At 47.8% G+C, this 21100-nt stretch carries 20 protein-coding genes and 2 tRNA genes; 13 read left to right on the forward strand and 9 right to left on the reverse strand.

The features are described from left to right. Nucleotides 1-7: 7 nt before the first annotated feature. From rpoB to BP822_RS10230, 6 genes are all read right to left on the reverse strand, one after another. Complete coding sequence (gene rpoB, locus BP822_RS10205) at nt 8-1837, reverse strand: DNA-directed RNA polymerase subunit B (protein WP_286878226.1); 1830 nt, start codon at nt 1835-1837, stop codon at nt 8-10. Next, entirely contained in the window at nt 1830-3320 is a 1491-nt protein-coding gene (locus tag BP822_RS10210; protein WP_013719022.1) for a DNA-directed RNA polymerase subunit B'', read from the reverse strand. The genes rpoB and BP822_RS10210 overlap by 8 nt, the downstream gene beginning before the upstream one ends. 10 nt (nt 3321-3330) lie before the next feature. Beyond that, nucleotides 3331-3567 carry a DNA-directed RNA polymerase subunit H gene (locus BP822_RS10215; RefSeq protein WP_013719021.1) on the reverse strand — a complete coding sequence of 79 codons (237 nt, stop codon included), beginning with the start codon at nt 3565-3567 and terminating at the stop codon, nt 3331-3333. Between the two features lie 53 nt (nt 3568-3620). Next, a tRNA-Lys gene (locus tag BP822_RS10220) sits at nt 3621-3711 on the reverse strand. An 87-nt stretch (nt 3712-3798) separates the two neighbouring features. Continuing rightward, a complete protein-coding gene (locus tag BP822_RS10225) occupies nt 3799-4923 on the reverse strand; it encodes a 3-isopropylmalate dehydrogenase (protein ID WP_013719020.1) in 1125 nt (374 codons plus the stop codon). Continuing rightward, entirely contained in the window at nt 4920-5414 is a 495-nt protein-coding gene (locus BP822_RS10230) for a 3-isopropylmalate dehydratase small subunit (protein WP_013719019.1), read from the reverse strand. Before BP822_RS10230 ends, BP822_RS10225 begins: the two co-directional genes overlap by 4 nt. A 723-nt stretch (nt 5415-6137) precedes the next feature. Between BP822_RS10230 and BP822_RS10235 the strand changes: the two genes are divergently transcribed. The 8 genes from BP822_RS10235 (at nt 6138) to BP822_RS10270 (ending at nt 10928) form a co-directional block, all read left to right on the forward strand. Continuing rightward, nucleotides 6138-7283 (forward strand): formate--phosphoribosylaminoimidazolecarboxamide ligase family protein, encoded by a 1146-nt coding sequence (locus BP822_RS10235; RefSeq protein WP_286857678.1) that lies wholly within the window; start codon nt 6138-6140, stop codon nt 7281-7283. Nucleotides 7284-7297: 14 nt separating this feature from the next. Then, on the forward strand, nt 7298-7738 hold the full coding sequence (locus BP822_RS10240; protein ID WP_013719017.1) for a hypothetical protein: 441 nt from the start codon (nt 7298-7300) through the stop codon (nt 7736-7738). A 58-nt stretch (nt 7739-7796) separates the two neighbouring features. Then, complete coding sequence (locus BP822_RS10245) at nt 7797-8375, forward strand: DUF523 domain-containing protein (protein WP_013719016.1); 579 nt, start codon at nt 7797-7799, stop codon at nt 8373-8375. A 600-nt stretch (nt 8376-8975) separates the two neighbouring features. After that, a tRNA-Leu gene (locus BP822_RS10250) sits at nt 8976-9060 on the forward strand. A gap of 550 nt (nt 9061-9610) precedes the next feature. Next, on the forward strand, nt 9611-9892 hold the full coding sequence (locus BP822_RS10255) for a hypothetical protein (protein ID WP_286878227.1): 282 nt from the start codon (nt 9611-9613) through the stop codon (nt 9890-9892). Between the two features lie 44 nt (nt 9893-9936). Beyond that, nucleotides 9937-10209, forward strand: coding sequence for a hypothetical protein (locus BP822_RS10260; RefSeq protein ID WP_286878228.1), 273 nt, complete (start codon nt 9937-9939; stop codon nt 10207-10209). Continuing rightward, nucleotides 10209-10484 (forward strand): hypothetical protein, encoded by a 276-nt coding sequence (locus tag BP822_RS10265; RefSeq protein ID WP_286878229.1) that lies wholly within the window; start codon nt 10209-10211, stop codon nt 10482-10484. Before BP822_RS10260 ends, BP822_RS10265 begins: the two co-directional genes overlap by 1 nt. Nucleotides 10485-10757: 273 nt before the next feature. Further along, nucleotides 10758-10928 carry a hypothetical protein gene (locus tag BP822_RS10270; protein WP_286878230.1) on the forward strand — a complete coding sequence of 57 codons (171 nt, stop codon included), beginning with the start codon at nt 10758-10760 and terminating at the stop codon, nt 10926-10928. Nucleotides 10929-11182: 254 nt separating this feature from the next. On the opposite strand, the gene BP822_RS10275 is transcribed toward BP822_RS10270, so the two are convergent. Next, nucleotides 11183-11716: a MarR family transcriptional regulator gene (locus BP822_RS10275; protein ID WP_286878231.1), complete on the reverse strand. Its 534-nt coding sequence runs from the start codon at nt 11714-11716 to the stop codon at nt 11183-11185. A gap of 270 nt (nt 11717-11986) precedes the next feature. On the opposite strand from BP822_RS10275, the gene BP822_RS10280 reads away from it, so the two are divergent. Next, the gene (locus tag BP822_RS10280; protein ID WP_286878232.1) at nt 11987-13786 is read left to right on the forward strand and encodes a hypothetical protein; all 1800 of its coding nucleotides are present in this window, start codon (nt 11987-11989) and stop codon (nt 13784-13786) included. A gap of 548 nt (nt 13787-14334) precedes the next feature. Then, a complete protein-coding gene (locus tag BP822_RS10285) occupies nt 14335-16263 on the forward strand; it encodes a tetratricopeptide repeat protein (RefSeq protein WP_286878233.1) in 1929 nt (642 codons plus the stop codon). Between the two features lie 523 nt (nt 16264-16786). Here the strand turns inward: BP822_RS10285 and BP822_RS10290 are convergent. Then, nucleotides 16787-17002 (reverse strand): hypothetical protein, encoded by a 216-nt coding sequence (locus tag BP822_RS10290; protein ID WP_286878234.1) that lies wholly within the window; start codon nt 17000-17002, stop codon nt 16787-16789. Between the two features lie 65 nt (nt 17003-17067). Next, the gene (locus BP822_RS10295) at nt 17068-19266 is read right to left on the reverse strand and encodes a tetratricopeptide repeat protein (RefSeq protein ID WP_286878235.1); all 2199 of its coding nucleotides are present in this window, start codon (nt 19264-19266) and stop codon (nt 17068-17070) included. Between the two features lie 574 nt (nt 19267-19840). On the opposite strand from BP822_RS10295, the gene BP822_RS10300 reads away from it, so the two are divergent. Genes BP822_RS10300 through BP822_RS10310 form a run of 3 tightly spaced genes read left to right on the forward strand, consistent with a single transcriptional unit; the run spans nt 19841 to nt 20961 of the window. Continuing rightward, nucleotides 19841-20200 (forward strand): hypothetical protein, encoded by a 360-nt coding sequence (locus BP822_RS10300; RefSeq protein ID WP_286878237.1) that lies wholly within the window; start codon nt 19841-19843, stop codon nt 20198-20200. Then, nucleotides 20197-20724 (forward strand): hypothetical protein, encoded by a 528-nt coding sequence (locus BP822_RS10305; protein ID WP_286878238.1) that lies wholly within the window; start codon nt 20197-20199, stop codon nt 20722-20724. The genes BP822_RS10300 and BP822_RS10305 overlap by 4 nt, the downstream gene beginning before the upstream one ends. 27 nt (nt 20725-20751) lie before the next feature. Beyond that, nucleotides 20752-20961 (forward strand): hypothetical protein, encoded by a 210-nt coding sequence (locus BP822_RS10310; RefSeq protein WP_286878239.1) that lies wholly within the window; start codon nt 20752-20754, stop codon nt 20959-20961. Nucleotides 20962-21100: the final 139 nt, after the last annotated feature.

Consider the following 21100-nt stretch of genomic DNA (forward strand, 5'->3'; position numbering starts at 1 on the left):
TTTACACCTAAACAGCGTCTTCAAGGATCAGTCGTGGTGCTACTCCCAGCGATTTGATCTCGTCCAATAGGAGCTTGAAGGCATAGCTCATCTCCACCGGATAGATCTCAGTGTCTGCTCCGCAGGTCGGGCAGAAGTCAGCATTTCTTCGCCGGTCGTGAATGGCGATCATGCCGCAATGGCTGCAGACGAGCTCTGTGACCTTGTCCGACTCGTCCACCAGGCGCTCTTTAAGCGCCAGAGCGGCTCCATGGGCGATGAGCACATCCCTCTCCATTTCCCCAAACCTCAAGCCTCCTTCCCTTGCCCGGCCTTCTGTTGGCTGGCGGGTGAGGACCTGCACTGGGCCGCGGGAGCGGGCGTGCATCTTGCCTGTGACCATGTGGTAGAGCTTCTGATAGAGGATCACTCCCACGAAGAGGTCTGCCATGATCTGCTCTCCAGTGGCTCCATTGTACAGTATCTCCCTGCCGGTATGAGAGAACCCGAACTTCGTCAGAGCGGTGCGGAGCTCCGGCTCGTTCTCTCCTAAGAATGCGGTGGCATCGATGAACCTCCCGTCCAATGAGCCGACCTTGCCGCCGATCATCTCCAGGACGTGTCCAACGGTCATCCGGGAGGGGATGGCATGAGGGTTTAGCAAGAGGTCCGGCACTATGCCCGACTCGGTGAAAGGCATATCCTCCTGGGGGACGATCAGGCCTACCACGCCCTTCTGGCCGTGGCGGGAGGCGAACTTGTCGCCCAATTCCGGGACGCGCTGGTCGCGGCTCTTGACCTTGGCCAGGCGGTTGCCGTTGGAGGATTCAGTCAGGATGACCATGTCCACCACACCCTTCTCGTTGGAGCGCATGGTCACCGAGGTCTCCCTTCTCTGCTGGGGGGTCAGTCCGAACTCCGAGGGCTCTTCCAGGAAACGAGGAGGGCTGGTCTTGCCGATCAGGACGTCATTGGGGCCCACATAGGCATTGGGGTTGACCAGGCCGTCTGAGTCGAGCTGGTCATAGGCCTCGCTTCCTCTAGCCCCCCGGACCTCAACATCCGGGATCTCGAACTTGTCCTCCTGGCCGCCGGGGTACTTGCGCTCCTCTGCCTCTGAGACCCGGAAGAAGTGGCTGCGAGCCAGGCCACGTTGGATTGAGCCCCGGTTCATGACCAGGGCATCCTCAATGTTGTATCCCTCATAAGCGAGGACTGCCACCACGAAGTTCTGGCCTGCAGGCCTCTCGTCAAAGCCGATGGCCTTGGAGGTCTTCGTCCGCACTATAGCCTTCTGAGGGCTGTTGAGATAGTGGCCGCGGGTGTCGGGCCGGAGCCTCATGTTGGCGGTGGACATGCCCAGGCACTGCTTGACCATTCCCGCGCCCATGGTGTTCCTGGGGCTGGCGTTATGCTCGGGATAGGGGACCAGGCCGGCAGCGATTCCCAGAATCATGGATGGGTCGAGCTCCAGATGGGTATGCTCGGGAGTGATGTCCTCCTCCCAGATAGCGATGAGGCTGTTCTCCTCCTCCTCTGCATCCAGGTACTCCACCAGGCCCTCAGCCACCAGGTCATCGAATTTCATCTCTCCCTTCTGGATCCTGGTAACATGCTCATCGGTGACCAGGGCCCGGCCATCCTCGACCACGATAAGGGGCCTCCTCGCCCGGCCAGAGTCGGTGTTCATGAAGATCTCACCGGTATCCTCGAAATAGGCTACGTTCGTCTGGCTGCTGATGCTCCCCGAGTGCCGGAGGCGGCGGAGGTTCTCGACCAGAGTCTTGGGATCATCATGATAGCCCACTATCTCACCGTTCACATATACTCTAGCGCCGCCCGTCAATACTTCAGCCAATGCTACCACCTACCGAAATTACCCCTAAATCCATGAGAATCTTCTTGATGTCTTCCGAATCGTCTATCCCTTTGGAGAGCTCGACGCCCTGGGCGAAGTTCTTCACCAGGCCGCAGTTTGGACCCTCTGGCGTCTCAGAGGGACAGATGCGTCCCCACTGGGTGGCATGCAGATCTCTGGCCTCGAAGTGGGGCTGGGACCGGGATAGTGGAGATATCACCCTGCGCAGATGGGAGAGGGTGGCCATATAATCGGTCCTGTCCAGGAGCTGGGAGACTCCGGTTCTCCCTCCTACCCAGTTGCCTGTTGCCAGGGGGTGAATCATCCTCTCAGTGAGGACATCCGCCCGGACGGTGGTCACCACATTCAGGTCTCTGTTTCTCATGCTAGCTCTCTCCAGCTGATACTTTATGTCTCGGGTCAGACGGTTGAAAGCCACCCGGAAGAGGTCTTCCATCAGGTCTCCTGAGAGCTTCAGCCTCTTGTTGGAGTAGTGGTCCTTGTCGTCCTCGTTCCTCCGGGCCAAGGCCAGCTCGAAGCAGGCCTCGGCCATGCGGGAGAGGAAGAGAGCTTTTGCATACCTATCCTTCTCATCGACGCCTATGTGGGGGAGCAAGTAGCGGTCCAGGACATAGGTCGCCCTCTTCTTCTGGTACTCCTTGGCCTGGCCGGCTGCGACGCGAGAGCCTATCTTCTCCAGGGCCTCATCGTTGGTGGAAACCTCTGCTTCCTCCAGGTTCTCCAGCATGAACTTGATGATCTCCGGGTTATCTGATACCGATTTAACGATATCCATATCCGTCTCCATCCCCAGCGAGCGGAGAAGGGTGACGAAGTTCAATCTGCCCGAGACGGAGGGGAATGAGACCTCCAGGATGGATCGGCGTCCCCTCTCCACAATGACCAGCGATCTGTAGCCCTGCCTCTGACTGAAGACCTTGGCCACCTCGATGTTCTCATCGTAGCGCTGGTTGTACTCCACTAGAATCTTGTTTGGCGCCAGATCCTCCAGGGTCATGATCACTCTCTCCGATCCGTTGACCACGAAGTAGCCACCGGGGTCAGAGGGGTCCTCTCCAAAGGATATCATCTCATCTGCGCTGAGGCCGGAGAGGTTGCAGACCTTGGAGTTGAGCATTATGGGCAGGGTCCCTATGTCCGCCTCAACCGGATCTTTCTCCGTCTCCCCCTCAACGATGGTCATCTCCAGCTTTATTGGCGAGGCATAGGTCAGGTTGCGAAGGCGGGCATCGTTGGGGTAGAGCCTTTCCACGGAGCCGTCCGCCTCGCGAACCATGGGCTTTTCCACCCGGATGTTCCCCAGCTTGACATAGGTGTTCTCGATGTTGGTTTCGATGATGTTCACCTCGTCGATCACCTTTTGTAGGCCTTTATCTATGAAATCGTTGAATGAGTTGATATGATGATGCACCAGCTTATCCCTGGTAAAATAAGCGCTATAAAGAGAATTTCTGTCGAGCAAAAGATCACCCTTAATCGATTACCAGCCGGTAAAAGGTCGAATGCTTGGCTGTTGTGCTTTTTCGTATTATTTTGATTATGTCGCCCACTTTGGCCCCGATCTCTTTGGCTGCGGGGTCACTTATATGGATTTTTGGTAGCTGTGGCGCGCCGATGCCGAACTCCTTCAGCACATCGAGGCCCTCTTCCGGAGTGAGCAGAATATGTTCCGGAACCATCTCATGATCTTTTACGGCAAACTTGGTCACTAGAACCACCAACTCTTAGAAAGAGCAGCATACAGGCTCAAGGAAACTCCAAACGGGCTCGGGGGGATTTGAACCCTCGACCACCTGGTATCTTCATGCAAAAATTTAAAAGCCAGACGCTCTGCCTAACTGAGCTACGAGCCCTCGCGGCCTGGCATGCCTCAAGCCTCATGTGCTGCACTAACTGAGGAATGAAGAGATCCCCCATAAAAGCTTTTTCCCTTGTGGGACTTAGATAAGCCCCACTAGGCGAGCAATCTCCGATCCCACCTCGGAGGTGGTTGAGCTTCCTCCCAGGTCATATGTCTTTATACGGCCTTCAAATAGGTTCCGCTCTATGGCTGAGACTATATCCTCGGCAGCCGCCGGCTGGCCGAGATGCTCGAGCAGCAGAGCCCCCGCCCAGATAGTGGCCAGGGGGTTGACCATATTCCGGCCCTTGTACTTGGGAGCAGAGCCATGTATGGGCTCGAACATGCTGGTCCCCTCCGGGTTGAGGTTGGCTCCCGGAGCCAGGCCCAGGCCGCCCTGGATCATGGCTCCAAGGTCGGTAATGATATCTCCGAACATGTTGGGGGCGACGACTACATCGAACCACTCCGGGTTCTTGACAAACCACATGGTGATGGCGTCAACGAAGTTGAAGTCGTATTTGACCTCTGGATATCCTTTTGCCACATCTAAAAGGACCTCTCTCCAAAAGCCGTAGATGTCGCTGAGCACATTGGCCTTGTCGACGCTAGAGACCTTCTGGTGGCGCTTTCTTGCCAGGTCGAAGGCGTACTTTATCACTCTCTGGCAGCCCTCCCGGCTGACCTCGCCTATCTGGTAGGCGATCTCCTCGCTGTCCGAGTCGATATCCAGGCCGAACTTGATGTTATAGAGGTTACGACGGATCTGGAAGTCGGCGTGGCTCTTGCCCTTCTGTGCGCGACTGCCAATGCCGATGTAAAAATCCTCAGTGTTCTCGCGAACTACGACGAAATCGATATCCTTCGGCGTTTTATCCTTAAGAGGAGTCCAGACCCCCTCCAGGAGCTTGACCGGCCGGAGGTTGATGTACTGGTCGAGGTAGAAGCGCATGGTGAGAAGGACGCCCTTCTCCAGCACGCCCGGCTTGACCCTCGGGTCGCCTATTGCTCCCAGGTAGATGGCCCGATATCCGGATAGCTCTTTGAGCGTCTCCTCGCTTATCAGCTCGCCCGTCTTCAGATAATGCTCTGCGCCTATGGAGTAATCGATCCACTCCAAAGAGAAGTTGTGCTTGTCTGCGGCTGCTTCCAGGACCTTCTGGCCCTCGGCTATGATCTCTGGGCCGATGCCGTCGCCACTGATAACTGGTACTTTATAGTTCATGTTTTCGCTCCGGATACCTGTCGTCTGGTGTACTCCACCAGCCCTCCCACATCCACGATCTCCCTTAAGAAATCAGGGAGCGGGGTGGTATTGTAGGATTCTTTGCGGGTTATGTTCTTTATCACTCCGCCTTTCATATCGATCTCGATTTGATCGCCATCTTCGATCCTGTCCACATCCGGGCAGATGAAGAGGGGCAGGCCTATGTTTATGGCGTTTCTGAAGAATATTCTGGCAAAGGATTTGGCGACGACAGCCGAGATTCCTGCTCCCTTCAGAGCCAAGGGGGCGTGCTCTCGCGATGAGCCGCAGCCGAAGTTCTCGCCAGCCACTACGTAGTCGCTTTCTTTGACCTCTGATGCCATCTTTGGCCTGACCCCTTCAAAGAGGTGTACCGCCAGCTCCCTGGGGTCGTTCATTACCAGGTAGCGACCGGGGATGATGGCATCGGTATCGATATCGTCCATGAACTTCCAAGCTCTGCCCGCCAAAATATCAAGCTCCCAATAGTGAAATACTCCCAATGAGATTGAGGTATATTAAAGTAATGCACATGAATTTCCAGGAGAGGCTGCTCTTCCCGTCTGCGATACCTGGAAAATGCCCAAGCCTACGTATGGTGCAGGCGGACTATCATATGATCTTATGATCCTTTAGATCCATGGAGCGGTAGTGATATAGCAGAGGAGGAAAAACAAGGCCAATCCCGCCACCCAAAGATAAGGAGACCGAATCTGAGGCTGCCGGATTGAACGGACCCCTGCGGCTCTATGAACTTGGCTGATACTTATTCGGACGGGCAGCGGCCGAGCCCGGACGGGCGGCATGACATGAGGGGCATAATCTTTATCGCGGTGCGAGTACTTGGGATGTGCGGATTGGCAAAAGGCAGCAAGATGCTCTAGTGTCTGGCCGGAACCGGCGGGATTTCTGCCCCTGAGCATCTTCTGCATTGTCTGGAGGGAATCGGCGGCTATGATAAGAGCAGGTTATTCTGGAGGGCGAAGAGCTGTGGTTATTTGCGCAGACCAAGTGGATTGTGTGTGGATTCATGCAGCTTTTCAGGGGGAAGGGGAGAGGATCTTTGGTGACTCAAAGGGATCGGAGCAATGAGGCGGGAATTGAGAAGGTCAGTTCTTTGTATGATAGGGTCACCTTGATAAATTGGGATGGAAATATGAGGGACCAGTATAATTATTTTGAGGTGTTCAGACTTGATTGATCGCAGCAAGGTTCTGGAGGTATTGAGGGGATACGACCTCAAGAATCTTCGAATCGGAATGATAGCATCCCACTCTGCCCTGGATACGGCAGATGGCGCAGTTGAGGAGAATTTCAAGACCCTGGCGGTATGTCAGGAGGGGAGGGAGAAGCCTTATGTCAAGTACTTCCGGGCGGAGAGGGACCGGAAGGGGAATGTCATAACCGGCATGGTCGATGAGGTGATGATGCTGAAACGGTTCCCGGATGTCTTGGATCCGGAGAACCAGGATATTCTCAAGGAGAAGAACACCCTGTTCGTCCCCAACCGCTCATTCACCTCCTATTGCGGGATAGATGCGGTGGAGGATCAGTTTACGCTTCCGCTGCTCGGCTCCCGCAACCTGCTTCGCTCCGAGGAGAGAGGGGACAAGAGGGACTACTACTGGTTGCTGGAGAAGGCGGGTCTGCCATATCCTGAGCCGATCGAAGCGGAGGACATCAACCAGCTGGTTATGGTCAAGCTGCCCCACGCGGTAAAAACCCTGGAGAGGGGATTTTTCACTGCTGCCTCCTATGAGGAGTACTGCCAGAAGGCTGATCTCCTCTTGCGCCAGAATGTGATCGACCAGGATGGGATTGAGCTGGCCAGGATTGAGCGCTATGTCATTGGGCCGGTCTTCAATCTGGACTACTTCTACTCCCCCATAACGAAGAGGATTGAACTGATCGGCATAGACTGGAGGTTTGAGACGAGCCTTGACGGCCACTGCCGACTGCCTGCGCCCCAGCAGCTAACCCTTAATGAACAGCAGATCAATCCTGAGTACACCGTCTGTGGACATAACTCCGCCACCCTGCGCGAGTCGCTCTTGGAGAAGGCGTTCGTCCTGGCGGAGATGTATGTGGAAGCGACCCAGGAGTACTACAAGCCCGGGATCATCGGCCCCTTCTGTCTGCAGACCTGTGTGGACAAGGACCTGAACTTCTACATCTACGATGTCGCACCCAGGATCGGCGGTGGGACCAATGTGCATATGGCTGTCGGCCACCCCTATGGCAATGCCCTCTGGCGGACCAATATGTCCACCGGCCGCAGGCTCGCTCGCGAGGTGAGGATCGCTCTGGAGAACGATTGTCTGGAACAGATTGTGACCTGAGGCCACTGGAGAAGATGAACGAAATCGCAAACAAAGGCGAGGGCAGAGGCCCGAGCCCGGTTGTTCCCAAGAAGCTCGGCCGGATAGCCAAGAAGCTCTCCGCAGCTGGGGAGGAGCTGGTGCTCATCGCCCCGGCCATTCTTCACAGCCAGGCATCTGAACAGATGCTGGCCATCGCCAGGATGGGGATGCTCGATAAGATCCTGGGATATCTCGTCACCACCGATAAGAATGTGCATTTCGTCCGGCCGGGGATCGCCTGGGATAGCGTGCGCACGGTGCCCCTGGATGTGATTACCGGCGTGGAGTATGTGGAAGAATTTCATACCAACACCCTGAAGCTCCTGGTGGGGGAGAGGGCGGAGAAGATCATCTTTTATGAGGACCTGGATGGCATCCGGTTTTATCAGTATATCCAGGGAGTTAAGCGAAAGGACCAGTCGGCAGGGGTGTGAGCTGGTCTGGACCTTCTTTTCTGGCCTCTGACTCAGTACGCGATGATTCGGTGATTTTATGCCGCCGTCAAGAAAGAGCATTCGGGCCGGGGCAGAGGAAAAATCGCCTGCTACCGGCGGAGAGGAGGTGGCACTGGTGGCTCACTGCCTTCTGAATCCTTTGACCCGGGTCAAGGGTCTGGATACTCTATCCTTCTCTCCCGCAGGACCAACGATGCAATTGCCCTGTCCGGAGGCGCTCTATCTGGGCACCGAGCGCTGGGCGGTGACCAGAAACCAGCTGGATGTGCCCCAGTTCCGCCAGTTCTGCCGCTCGCTGATCGTTCACTATGCAGATCTACTGGAGATGCTGGCAAAAGAGGGAGTGCGGGTGCGCGTGGTGGGGGTGGCCGGTAGTCCGAGCTGCGGCGTGCAGACGACGAGCTTTGGCTATGCGGGCGGGCGGGTGCATGAGGCGGAGCACGAGCATGTGCCCGGGAGGGGGATATTCATGGAGGAGCTGATTGGGGAGCTGGAGAGGCGCGGAATTCCCTATGAGGCGGAAGAGGTCGGGAAGAAGTGCATGAATGAGGCCGAGTTCGGGAGCATGCCGGGAATCGAGCCCTTCATGAGAGAGGAACGGGACCGGTTTGAATGAATGGTAAAATGGATGGGTGCAGATAATCTTCTTTTGGTGACGCCAAAAGCGGTATTGATCTAGATTGCTCGCTTGTGATGCTCATCTCCCTCGACCCTCCGGCAGCGCTGCGTCCAGCACATGGCCTACCTGCTGATCCGGGCTAGGCCGTTGCCGGATGATTTGAGCAATCAGTTCTGTTTGATCTATTCTTACGAACCGATTTTTCAGTGGACGCCGCGCGCGATTAAACGCGCGGTAGTGCTCTGGCCCCCTCAACGCCGGGGAGTCTTGGATACAGCGATTGATATGGCTAAGTCGGAATAACTGCGACCGGAATCCCGTTGATGTGTGTCCATGTGGGCAGGCACATGCGCGGGGGCGAGGCAAATCCGGCCACCTTTTGTGGGAAGAAATGAAGGCGGTTCTGGTATAGAGAAATCACTCTCTTTTCCGGTGGCAGATGCTGTAGACAGCCTGTCAGCCATCAGAGGAGGTTGATGAAATGAAATAGGAGAAAAGTACTCTGGGAGAAAAGTAGCCACCCTTGAGGCACAGGCATGCCAGGCCTACGAATACCATTAAATACTACTACTGCATGAGATTGGGCTGCATCCTTTTGCGGGGATTGCCAAGCCAGGTCAAAGGCGCTGGATTCAGGGTCCAGTCACGAAGGTGTTCGTGGGTTCGAATCCCATTCCCCGCACCTAATTAACTGCAAGATAACGATTTTATGGATTTTGCTGCCTTTTTCGAATGGATGCACATTATGTCACCTTGATATAAAGTTTTTCGCGACTGGATGCACTTTTCTGTCACCAATCATTAGCACAATTTTTAGATTTATGACTGTTTATAAAATTATCTAGGTAATCAATGGGTAGGAAAAATCTATATCCTCAGCAGAGTAATAAAAATTGCCGCTTCTGTTCACCAAACTAAGCGGAAGGAATGGGCGTTTTATCTGCCCATTCTTCTTAATTCTCAAAGCTTCTTATCCTTAATATTTCACCATAATGACGTACATAATCACTTGCTTGCTTAATTATGTTCCACAATAGCGATTAATAACCAGCAATAAGTTTATAAACTAGTAAGTGAATATAACTTATTGGTGAACAGAAGTGAATGAAAAAACGCATTTAGCTAGCGGTAGCCCTATAACCCAAAGAATCGATGCCGTGAAATCGCTTCTTGCATGGAAACAAGTATCCAGTGACCCATTGCCCCAAGAAGTCAGCTTGGACGGTGGTTGCTTGATTCTGGTTCTGAGCAAAAAGAAGGACTGCTATTATGTGACTACTGCGAATGGCTGCTCGTGTCCTGCGGCGACATATCATCACGGACCATGCAAGCATCAGAGAAAGTACTTCCCTCAACCAAAGAAGAGCAGGGTGGAGCTTGAGGCCGAAGGAGAAGCAATCCTCGAGGCCCACCACAATACCGCGAAGAGGCTTGCCAGATCGCCGGAGAGCAGCATTAGGGACAGCCTACCAGGGTGGCCCGGAGGTCTGAATGGGCCAGTCGAGGTTATCTGAAATGGCCTCCCAAATTTTTAAGGAGAAGGAGGAGGCGGCTTGAAATGTCCGGCAAAGCAATCATTTCCCTTCTTTTCGAGGATGGCGACTACAAAGAATCCGATGACATCATACTTATGTGTGATCAGGCCGGATTTAAAGCGCTGCTAGAGAACCTGGTCATTGAAAGTCGGAAACATGTAGTTGCGCCAGAAAAGCAGCCCGAGTTTATCTGCCTGGAATGCGGCCACAAGTTCTATTCGGCGCATGCGGCAGAGGAAGCAGCTTTTGGAGATGGCTGCCCGAGTTGCAGCGGATCAGATATTGAGGTGGCGTAATGCCACCGAAATTTCCCTTGGGCCAGCTGGTAGCCACGCCAGGAGCCCTTGCAGCCCTGAAAGAAGCAGAGGTGAGCTTCTGGCCCTATATCAGAAGACATCAGGAAGGCGATTGGGGCAACGTGACCCGAGAGGATGCTGCCGAGAACGAGCTATCGCTTCGGGAGGGCTTCAGGCTGCTTTCAGCTTATAGCTTACCGGATGGCTGCAAGATCTGGATAATCACAGAAGCGGATAGAAGCGCTACAACGATTCTGTTGCCGGAGGAATACTAATCGAACTCCCTTTTTTGAGGGGACACTGTGTCTGAAGACTTGCCTGACTCTGTAGTGATGCTTCCAGCTGGTGCTATCTTGTACCTTGTTAGCGAGCTGGAACGCCTCAAAGTGCAGGTCGAATCACAAGACCGCAGGATCACGGAGATCGCGGCTTAGCAGGATGAAGACTGTGACAGGCTTGGTCGCGATATAGCATACGATAGGCAACGTCTAGCCCGACTTGAGGCATCACCTGATCCAACACCCTCCCAGAAAGATCGCGGTGAGATCTTGAGAGCCTTGCTGGCAGCAAACGGCGGTAAGATGCCTGAGAAAGAAGCTCGTCAGAAGATGCATCTTTCGAAAAGCCAATTCAGCCAGCTATTAGCTGCTATGCAAGGCGATATTGCAGCCAAACCATATCATCTGGACAAGCGCCAAAAGATATTGCAGATAAAATAGAAATACGAGAATCAGTTTAGATAAACGATTAATCAATCTCAGGGATTAAATTTGATCCCTTTCAATAATGCAAAAAGCAGTGGGATTTCGCTGCTATAATGGGTAGATTAATTGTAGATAGAGATTGAATTAAGATAAAATTTAGTAGAATAGTAAAGAAAGCATTTTCCCTTCAAAGTAGTTAATCGTTTATCTAAACTACATCGATCAATTATCTTGGCATGTTTGGACGCAATTTAGAAGTCGGAGCAGCGTTATTCTTGGCTACCGCGTAATAATTTCTTGTGCCACGCTTGAATTTCCTCTACAGAGTCTCGTTCTAGATCGCAGAATAATTCTTCCTCAAGTTCGGGTTTAATAATCGTGACAAAAAATGGGTCAGAAAATGGCGAATCGCCTTTGCTCAACTCATCATTGATTATCGTATTGATTTCTTCTTTGAATTGTTCTTTCATAGTTTTTAAATACTTGCTATTATCAATAATTTCCAATAAAAAACCTGTATCGTAAGGTCGGCTAGTCGCAGCAATTTCTCTAATCAGGGTTCTAAAACCATTGAGACTCTTGCTTAGGAAATATGGGATTTCGCTGTAATAACCCTTGTTCTTATGTTGCTTTCTTGATAATCTTAAATTTTCTTTGTATATTATTTCCATTTTTTCTAAATTTTTTAAAATAGGATTCAAGTTGCTATCTTCAATTTCCAGGTACTCAGCCAATTCCCATCCTGCATGACCCTGATTATCAAGTAGAATTAGTATGACCTTGACCTGCGTTTTAGTCAACATTTTTGTCTTAGATTCAGTTTGTTTACTAAATAGATTTCGCTATGCTTAATCGCTTATAAAAATTCGGGTTTTACAATAAATGGTTATTATTTTGAAGTAAAAAGAATAACCAATAAATATTCTTTTATAGAATAAATATCCTATATGGTATCGTTGGCAAAACAAATGCCATCGGATCGTGGAAACATGTTGGATGGATCAAATTATGAATTGGCCAATAGCGCCTTTCGTGTATCGAATCAGAATAGCGTCCTAATTGAGGTGGCTTAAATGGCTGGAGAAGTCGACACACTACGCTTTGAACCTGTGGCAGTCGGCCAGGCACCAGGGCGTGAAGCAGAACCTGACGTCACTGCAATAGAGCAGGAAACGCCAAGGCGTGAATCGGAGTCCGGGACAGAGGCAACCTGCCAAGAAATGCCCATGCTGCAGATAGATCCCGAGTTCAAGAACTTAATACCCCCCCTCTCACTGGGGGAGTTCGAAGCGCTCAAAGAGAATCTTTCTCTGTATGGTTGCCGCGACAGATTGGTCGTATGGAAAGACCATAATATCCTGCTTGATGGGCATCATCGCTATCAGATCTGTACTGATCTGAAGCTTCCTTTCGAGACTAGAGAGCTTGAGCTTTCCAATCGGGCCGAAGCAAAGATCTGGATCATCAAGAACCAGCGGGGACGGCGGAACCTCAATGAATCTCAGCGTGCTATGCTGGCCGTAAAGCTAGAGGCCGTATACAGCGAAAAAGCAAAAGAAAACATGGGAGCCAGGACTGACCTTGGTCAAGATTTAGGCCAAGGTGAAGGTGGTCGTTCAGCCGAGAAAGCCGCTGAAGACATGGGTATTTCTCACCAAACAGTATCCTTTGCAAAAAAAGTAGCCACAAAAGGTATTCCAGAGCTCGCAAGAAGAGTAGAGTCAGCAGATATTACAGTTAGTGCTGCTTCCAAGATCGCTTCCCTGCCATCAGAAACGCAGGAAAAGATCATGGAAAAAATTGAAACTCAAATTGAAGCGGGAAGTAACCCAAAAGTAGCTGCTATCATGCGCGAAATTGTGCCATCCGATCAGGAAACCCCTAAAGACGCTGATGAACTCCTGGAGACGTTTAGGAAGAAACAGGAAGACAATCTAAAGCTGCTGCAAGGCATAGAAACCAGCCAGCGCCCGGAAAATTTAGTCGAGATGCTGGCCGTCGCTGAGAGAATTACCGCCAAGCTAAAAGAGATCGAGACCAAAAGTCTCGGTCCAGACCAAATACCAGCCGATAGCTGCATAATCAAGGCAGACCTGTTTAAGACGTTTCTTATGAGCTTAGTACCAGCTTCCAATGACCTAAGGCTTGAGTTTGAAGCAGGCGGGGTGCATGCTGTAGCTACTGATATGATTGGATATCTTGCGGCGGAAGCATTTTTGCCAAAGGAATCATTTGAAAAGTATTTTGATCTGGGTAAGATTGGCCTCCCAAATACAAAGAGGCTAATTCAAATGATATCGTCGATATCAAGTGATAGACTTCCGGGCAAGAAGAACCTACGGCTATACATCGAGTCAAATGATGGCGGGGATTATTCGGGAATCGATGAAGATCCTGATTGGAGAATAATGCATAGTCAAGATTGTTTAGGTGTATTGCGTGGTTTATCTGGCAGAGGAAATTTCCGATATAGATTGCTGAAGCCAGAACTCATTATGGACAGAGAAATGCCAGATATAAGCCTACCTTGCGAGCTGCAAGTTGATGGCAAGAAATTAATGATTGCCCTAGAGCATGCCAAGGCCTTAGATCAAATCGGGAAGTTTTTATTATCCGGAGGATCGTTCGATATCGTTTCTTTAAATAATGAAGTAAGAGGAACCCAGCATGTGGATTGTATAGTGCAGAAAGGCGAATTCGCTGATCCTCATTTCGATCTAAATAGACTTATGAGAATAAGGCGTACAATTGAGAAAAGCATGGAGGTTACGTTAGGCTTAGGTATTGGCATGCCTATGACTATGGAATTAAAGGTTGGAGAGACTGCATTCAGGTACTATATTAAAGAAACACAACCAGTGGCTTTAAGATAGAATGCTCCTATAGTACAGCATGGGTCATTCCTCCTTTTTTCTTTAATATTTACTTCGCTCATTACTTGATTAATATTCCAACTTTTAATAACCGTTATTAGTAGCTAGTGAGCAGTCTTGAAAAGTTGGGTCCAACTTTTGTCCAACTTCTTAAAACCAATAACTATAGACTTCATCCAACTAATACAACTATATATTATAATATATAGCACGATTTTTTTCGGTAGGTGCTCGTATAGCAAAATTCCAAAATTAAGTTGTTTTAGTTGGACAAAGACTCTTAATATTGATTTTGCGAAGTTGTAGGAAAGTTGGGCGTAGTTGTAAAGTTGGATGAAATCTAAATCCCTATGCCACTATGGCCTCTTCAGGATCCCATTAATTTAAATTTATCTCCTCAATAGTCCCTGAATGGCTATCAAGGATGAATTCACATCCTGGAGGTTGCTTTAATACCGCTGCTTAACCTGTCTACTATGAGGGGTTCACTCCACCATCAAAATGTTTTTAGTGTTGTATTGCATATGATTGCACATGGAGCGAAGATCATGAAGATAGTACCTATTTTGATCATGTTAATGATGCTGATTCCATGGGGGATTGCGTCTCCCCAAGACATCTCACCTGATGAGATTATCGACGGTAATATAACTGCAAGTGATCCGAATACAGATCAAAAAACATCCAACTTTAATGGGTCATCCAATTATACGTTCATTAAGGACATTGGTGATGCCAAAGGCGTTGAAGTGATCAACGTTCATTTCAAAAATGCATTTAGAGGAGCTGATTCAAATTTAGCTACTGTAGATCGAATTTGGCAGGTATCAGATACCAATTCATCTCAGGTGATCAAGAACGATTCTGATGGATTAATCTTCACTAGTGGAACTCCTCTGAAGTTGGAAGAAGGCTACGAACTGGACCTCAAATCGATCGATATCGACGGGCATAAAGCAAATGTTGTGTTATCAAAAAATGGAACAGCCATTGATGAAGCGGTGATAATACCGCCGGACACAAGTGAAGTAGAACTCAACAAGACTCTTAGGGCTTATGAAGATGCCATCAAGCTGGATCCTGTTTATTGGTATAACAAAGGAGAGGGTCTTTTTAATTCGAAGAGCTATAATGAAGCAATTGAAGCTTATAACAAATCCATAGAGCTTGATCCTAAAAACGATACAATATGGTTAAGAAAGAGTATTGCTCTTCAGGCAATGGGCAATACGAGAGAGTTCGTAAAGACCATAGATAAAGCCATAGGATTGAATCAATCAAACGGACTTGCTTGGTTATTGAAGGGCAGTGTTCTTGCTATGACGGGCAAGTACGATGAAGCTAATAAGGCACTCGACAAGGCAATTGGATTGAATCAATCCCAAGAATTGAATGAATATGCTTTGATGATGAAAGTGGGTACTATTTGGGGGGTTGGCAAGTACGATGAGGCCAATAAAGTAAGCGACACAATAATTGGAAAAAATCAGTCAAATTGCGCAGCATGGCTGAGTAAAGGTCAAATTCTTGGGGATTGGGGAATGAAAACAAAAACTTTGAAAAATATCAACGAAAGCATAAAAGCGTTTGATAAGGTAATTGAGCTGGCTCCTCGATCTACGTATGCTGCTCAGGCATGGTACTTCAAAGGCAATGATATGAAGTATTTGGGTTTGGACAAAGAGCCTATTAAATGCTATGATGAGGCAATTAGTATTGATCCTGAGTATTTGCCCGCTTGGATCGAGAAAGCAGATTCATACTTCAATTTGGGAGAATACGGCGGCGCAGTCCAGGCATATGATGAGATAATTAAATTAAATTCATCAATCGAGTATGTTTGGAGAAATAAAGGCATAGCTCTTGAACACCTGGGACAGTACAACGATGCTTTGGAAGCTTATAATCATGCTATCGACATAGATCCCACGGATGCTCGTGCATGGTTTGGTAAGGGCTATTCTCTGAATAACCAAGGAGATTACGAAGGAGCCATTAAAGCTTATGAGAAAGTCATTGAGCGTGATCCTAAAGATGCAGGAGCATGGAACAATAAAGGCAATGCTCTAAATAAGTTGGGAAAATACGATGAGGCTATAGATGCCTTTAACAAAGCTATCGAAATAGATCCAAAGGATGCTCTTTACTTGAGAAATAGAGGTAATACTCTCGATCTCTTAGGAAAGTACGACGAAGCCATCAACTCTTACAATAAAGCAATCGGTATTGATCAAGCATACAGTGTTAGCATGGTGGGCATGGGTAACACCCACCGCAACGCCGGAGAATATGCTGTAGCCATCAAATACTATGATGCTGCCATAAAGCAAGATCCAAAAGACTACAATGCCTGGTACAACAAAGCAGAAGTTCTTAGGGTGCTGCATCGTGATTCTGAAGCAAAAGCAGCTTATGCCAAAGCACGGGAACTAGGATACAGTGGAACCATGACACTGATGGAGATGACGGCAAATTGAACAATGAGTAGTTGCCGAAAATCAAACTGCGCGCGGCCACCCCGCCCTAAACGCCCATGTGCCTCAGGACAATGGCACATACGAGGCAAATAAAAAACAAGATCTATCGACATCTTAAGTCTGTTTTTCATGGGAAAGGACGGGGTATGCTTCGGGCCGCGCACCCCCAGGTTAGCCGGATTCCAGAAACATCCTAATCTTCGGTTTCCAGGATCTGCTCATCAGAATAATTGCTTATCTGCGCTCGATTGCATGATAGCAAGACCTAGTTAATTTGCGCTATTGATATCGTTTTTCGTTTTGGCATAGATTCCTTTCGTCATGCTCTTTATTGATCAAAACCAATATCTATCGAGCTATTTAGAGGAGCTAAACACATACAAAATAAATACTTTGGTCTGCATCCTTCTTGCATGAGCGGCTTGTTCATAGGGGTTTAACTCATTGTCCACTCGGAGGGGTTCACTCCAGCGAGACACTCAGAAATGCTTAAATTTAGCGTATAAATCCCAAAATTAATATTTTATCTTTGCTTTTTGTAATAGGGGGATAACCTATAAGACGCTAATGCCAAAATAATAGTTATTACTGATCCCAAAAAGAAAGATCCATATTCTGAATCCATTAGAAGCCAGATCGAGGCGGCACCAAAAAAGAGAGCTAAAACTCCCAAGACTAGTGCAGGAATTGCATATAATAATGTGAACCATGCTGCTAATGCAGTGGCAATTCTGCTCATGATGGTTGTTAATGGATTCCTTGTTAATAAATGCGTTGTATCTACTTATGTCAATCCAAAAAAAGTCAGTTCATCAATGCTTCTACCATGCCATTGAAAATCACTCCTTCAATGGGAACTTGAAAAGATCTACTTTCAACTGTTATATTGAGATAAGTCTTATTAATACCTTTAAATGTCTGTGTTCTTGCCCTGCCTTCCTTTCCAATTACTATTCCATCCCTATATGGCTCAATAGATATGATTTTCTTAAGTAATATGTCAGAGCTATGTGATCCTCCTAAAAATACGATCCTCCGGTTTGTGAGTGTCAGTGTGCCTCTATCAATTTCAGTAAGCACTTCATGAGATTTAGATCGAAACGTTCCGCCTCCAATTGATACACCTTTGGCTACTCTGACGCGAGAACTGCTATAATTCCCAGTACGCACACTCCTGTTCTCAAATAGAGATATATCACCTAGCGTGATTATTGCAGTTTCGTTCCTCTTAAGCATGATCGGAGGATTGTGTTCAATAGGTAATCCCTGACCACGTCTGATATCAGCTAGCCATGTATCTCTAGCTATGTTTTTATGAGCCTCCCACTTTCTCATGAACTCCTTTGTATCCGGCAATTTTGAATAGCATCTATTACAGGTAACATCGTGTTGAGTCATTAGTCCTAATAGCTTTTTTCTATCTGTTACTATCAATCGTCCCATCCTGCAAGCAGGACATGTATCAAATTCAATCACATTATGTTTATTGGTTTCCGAAATTGTTTCAATCTTCGAATTTTCCTGGGCATCTAATAATAAATTTTTTGCTTTCTGAACCTCTGGTGCTAAAGTAGGATCTAGCTCAATAGCTTTGTTATACGCTAGGATAGCCTCATCGTACTTGCCTTGCTGATGGAAGGAGACTCCTTTGCCAAAACAATCAACTGCTTCTTCCGTATTGAAATTTCCTAGCTTTCGCAGTATTAATGTTTTGGTCGTTTGAGCCGCTTTGAAATTAGGATCTAGCTCAGTTGCCTTATTGACTGCGTCTAGAGCTTCATCATACTTGGTCTGTTTAAAGAGAGCAGTACACTTAGCATTCCAATAATATGCATTTTGTGGATCTATCTCAATGGCTCTATTAAAAGCCCGAATAGCTTCATCATAATTGCCCTCGCCAACAAAAGCAGCACCTCTATTGTTCCAGATAGATGCATTTAAAGGGTCTAGCTCAATGGCCTTATCGTAAGCCTCTATTGCTTCACCATAATTGCCTCGGCCAGTTAGAACCCCGCCTTTTATGTTCCAGGCACCCGCTAATTGCGGATTAATTTTTATGGCCATGTCAAGTGCTACTATGGCCTCATCATATTTGCCCTGATAGTGGTAGAGATTTAATCCTTTGTTGGCAAAAGAATCTGCATCTTGAGGATTTATCTCTATGGCCTGATCATAAGCCTTGATAGCTTGATCATATTGACCCAAATCATCGAGAACAGCGCCTTTTCCGCCCCAAGAGCTAGAATCTAGTGGATTAATCTGGATTGCCTTTCCATAAGCTGTAACTGCTTCATTAAACTTTCCTTGTTTGTGGAGAGTAATACCTTTTTTTCTCCACGCACCCGCATCTTGAGGATCTGTCTCGATGGATCTGTTAATCTCGTCTAAATTATCAATAGCGTTGCCCTTATCTTTCCAAATAGTATTACTGGTTAGTTCAAATGATATATTGTTCTCAGTGCAGTTTGGTTGCTTATTCTGAAACTCATCTATAAGTGACGAGTCATCATCAGAATGTTCAAGCATGTCGGTTAATTGTTCACTTTTTGCCAAGGCATCTATTTGGGAAAGAGGAGATCCGCACTGTGAACAAAACTTCCCGTTATCTTCTTCCCCGCACTTTGGGCATTTTAATTGAGTCGTAGATGTTTCGATCCTTGTCAACATCCTTACCATTTCTTCGGCTTGTGCTACCTGTGCATCGCTAATAAATAAATTAACAAATCCACCAAGTCCTGCATCTGGAAAGTACACATGAAATTGTCGAGTGCCTAGAAATTTCGCCAATTCAGCTTTTGTGATATTTTTTCTGGAAATATTATATGTCTTGCTTATTTTTGAACTATCCCATTTTGGAGGGGGCAAGGTAAACATCTTTTGCTTATATATTTCTATCCTAACAGATTCTTTATTTATCAGCATCTTACCATTAATGCATTCAAGGCTTGCTAAAACCGATTCAGTTGGCACCATCATACCCCTGATTATATTTACCTGAGTCAAAATGACAAACTAATAATAACGTCAATGACACAATCCCCAGATAGTCTTTCCATTATCCATAACATTCATAGATGCATAAAGAACGGCATGTTAAAGAACTTTCCGGGTGATTCATTCTGAATGATTATCTGAGCTGATATCCTGGGAGGAATGAGTTGGCTGCTTTCAGTGCTATCTTTCCCCGAACTTATGGGATGGAGTTTTTCAGATAAGACTATTTGATGTATCAAGCAGATCCTGATGTACCTTAAATATATCGTAAAACTTTATTTTTTTCTTTTTTATATGATTAACGTTTTAATTGTTAGTCACCTGTCATGTATTACCTATCGGATTGCCTGGTCCTTTACCCCGTTTGGGTGAAGGATCTAGCCATCTGAGACTGTTTTATGGAGCGTTTTAAATGAATTTGATATTTAAGAGAAAATTGAGCAAATCTGCGGAGAACAAGGCTGCGCAGATAACCATCCCTCGCTGTATTGCCGAAGTCTGGGCTGATTTCAGCTCGATCGACATGATTTTCGATGGGAGCTGTCTGGTCGTCGTACCCAGCCAACAATAAGGAGACAATAATATGAGAAAAAATAAATTCAAAATCCCAGATGCCATGAAAATGAATGGCGGCTTTGACTTATCTGACCTCGAGCTAGCGCGTCTGCGATTGCAGGAAACACAGATGAAGCTTTCTGGACGCTATATCCCACCAGAAGATCGCGGAAATATGATTTCCAAAGAAGATGCTTTGGCACAGTTACAGGAAACGCTCTCTGGAAAGATCACAAAGGAAGAAGCACCTGCCGATAAAACCGCTATTGAGCTTGAACGAATCCAAGTGAAGCTAAATTCAGCGCCCTCAACCAGCAAAGCCGAAGCTAAGAGGCAATTGCGCCGCACGCAAGCTCTCCTCACTAAACAATCACGGAGATTATTATGAGACCGGAAGAATTTATTCAATATTGGTCTGAGAGGAACATTTCTACCAGTGAGAGCAGGCTAGCAGCACGCTATTTGAAGGCGATCGAAGAATTGAAAACGATTCGGTCTGAGCTCTTCGGCTATATCAGGCCGCAGAAAACTAGCAAAGGACTAATCGCAGTTTTTGCTCCCGAAGCAGAACAGCTCATGTCTCATTTCGAGGCTGCAGAAAAGAACCTAGCCAGCATCACCGGGAATATCGAAGCTTTTTTGGCTCTCACGAACGGTAAGCCTACATTAGATGGCCTTGTCAAGGAGAAGCACAGACTCGCAAAGATCCTAGATAATGCAAAAAACGCCGTGGAAGCCGCAACACTTAGATCAGTTCGGCGTGGCGCGAAATCTAAACTGGATGCTGAACTCACAAAAGAAGTTCAAAACGAACTTGCTAAGCAAGATCGAATTACAGATGAATACGGGCCTAAGCTAAAAGACATCGAGACCAAAATAGCCAAGGCCCGCGAGATCCTGTCAAGGTACTAAATTTTAGAATATCTAGGAAGGCTATAGATGAGCATTTTTGATGAGCCGATAATGATAGACGGCAATGCAATTGAGCTTTATGAGCCGCCAGGTCAAGACAACTTAATCGATCTGGAAAAATTGTGTCCGTGGCTCCGAGGTCCAACACCCGAAGAGGAAGAAAGAGCCCGCATGTTGCGTGCTGAATCTTTGTTGATTGAAATGCGCGAAGAATCCAGAGTATATTATAATCGGTGATCGGGAGATCTCACCTTGGTCTAAATTTTGGCCAAAGTTCGGACCGGCAATGCCCAGCAAACGGCCAATATTTATATATCTCTTAATATCGTAAATGATAATCTTAATCATTCAGTCTTGTAGCCCCCCTTTAAGCTCT

This window comes from Methanosaeta sp. UBA458, from assembly GCF_002496085.1.
GTDB lineage: Archaea > Halobacteriota > Methanosarcinia > Methanotrichales > Methanotrichaceae > Methanothrix > Methanothrix soehngenii.

Coding starts and splice junctions, on each gene's coding strand:
- BP822_RS10225 (WP_013719020.1), bottom strand. CDS start 4,923: ATGAACTATAAAGTACCAGTTATCAGTGGCGACGGCATCGGCCCAGAG.
- BP822_RS10240 (WP_013719017.1), top strand. CDS start 7,298: ATGAACGAAATCGCAAACAAAGGCGAGGGCAGAGGCCCGAGCCCGGTT.
- BP822_RS10245 (WP_013719016.1), top strand. CDS start 7,797: ATGCCGCCGTCAAGAAAGAGCATTCGGGCCGGGGCAGAGGAAAAATCG.
- BP822_RS10260 (WP_286878228.1), top strand. CDS start 9,937: ATGTCCGGCAAAGCAATCATTTCCCTTCTTTTCGAGGATGGCGACTAC.
- BP822_RS10265 (WP_286878229.1), top strand. CDS start 10,209: ATGCCACCGAAATTTCCCTTGGGCCAGCTGGTAGCCACGCCAGGAGCC.
- BP822_RS10275 (WP_286878231.1), bottom strand. CDS start 11,716: ATGTTGACTAAAACGCAGGTCAAGGTCATACTAATTCTACTTGATAAT.
- BP822_RS10280 (WP_286878232.1), top strand. CDS start 11,987: ATGGCTGGAGAAGTCGACACACTACGCTTTGAACCTGTGGCAGTCGGC.
- BP822_RS10285 (WP_286878233.1), top strand. CDS start 14,335: ATGAAGATAGTACCTATTTTGATCATGTTAATGATGCTGATTCCATGG.
- BP822_RS10290 (WP_286878234.1), bottom strand. CDS start 17,002: ATGAGCAGAATTGCCACTGCATTAGCAGCATGGTTCACATTATTATAT.
- BP822_RS10300 (WP_286878237.1), top strand. CDS start 19,841: ATGAGAAAAAATAAATTCAAAATCCCAGATGCCATGAAAATGAATGGC.
- BP822_RS10305 (WP_286878238.1), top strand. CDS start 20,197: ATGAGACCGGAAGAATTTATTCAATATTGGTCTGAGAGGAACATTTCT.
- BP822_RS10310 (WP_286878239.1), top strand. CDS start 20,752: ATGAGCATTTTTGATGAGCCGATAATGATAGACGGCAATGCAATTGAG.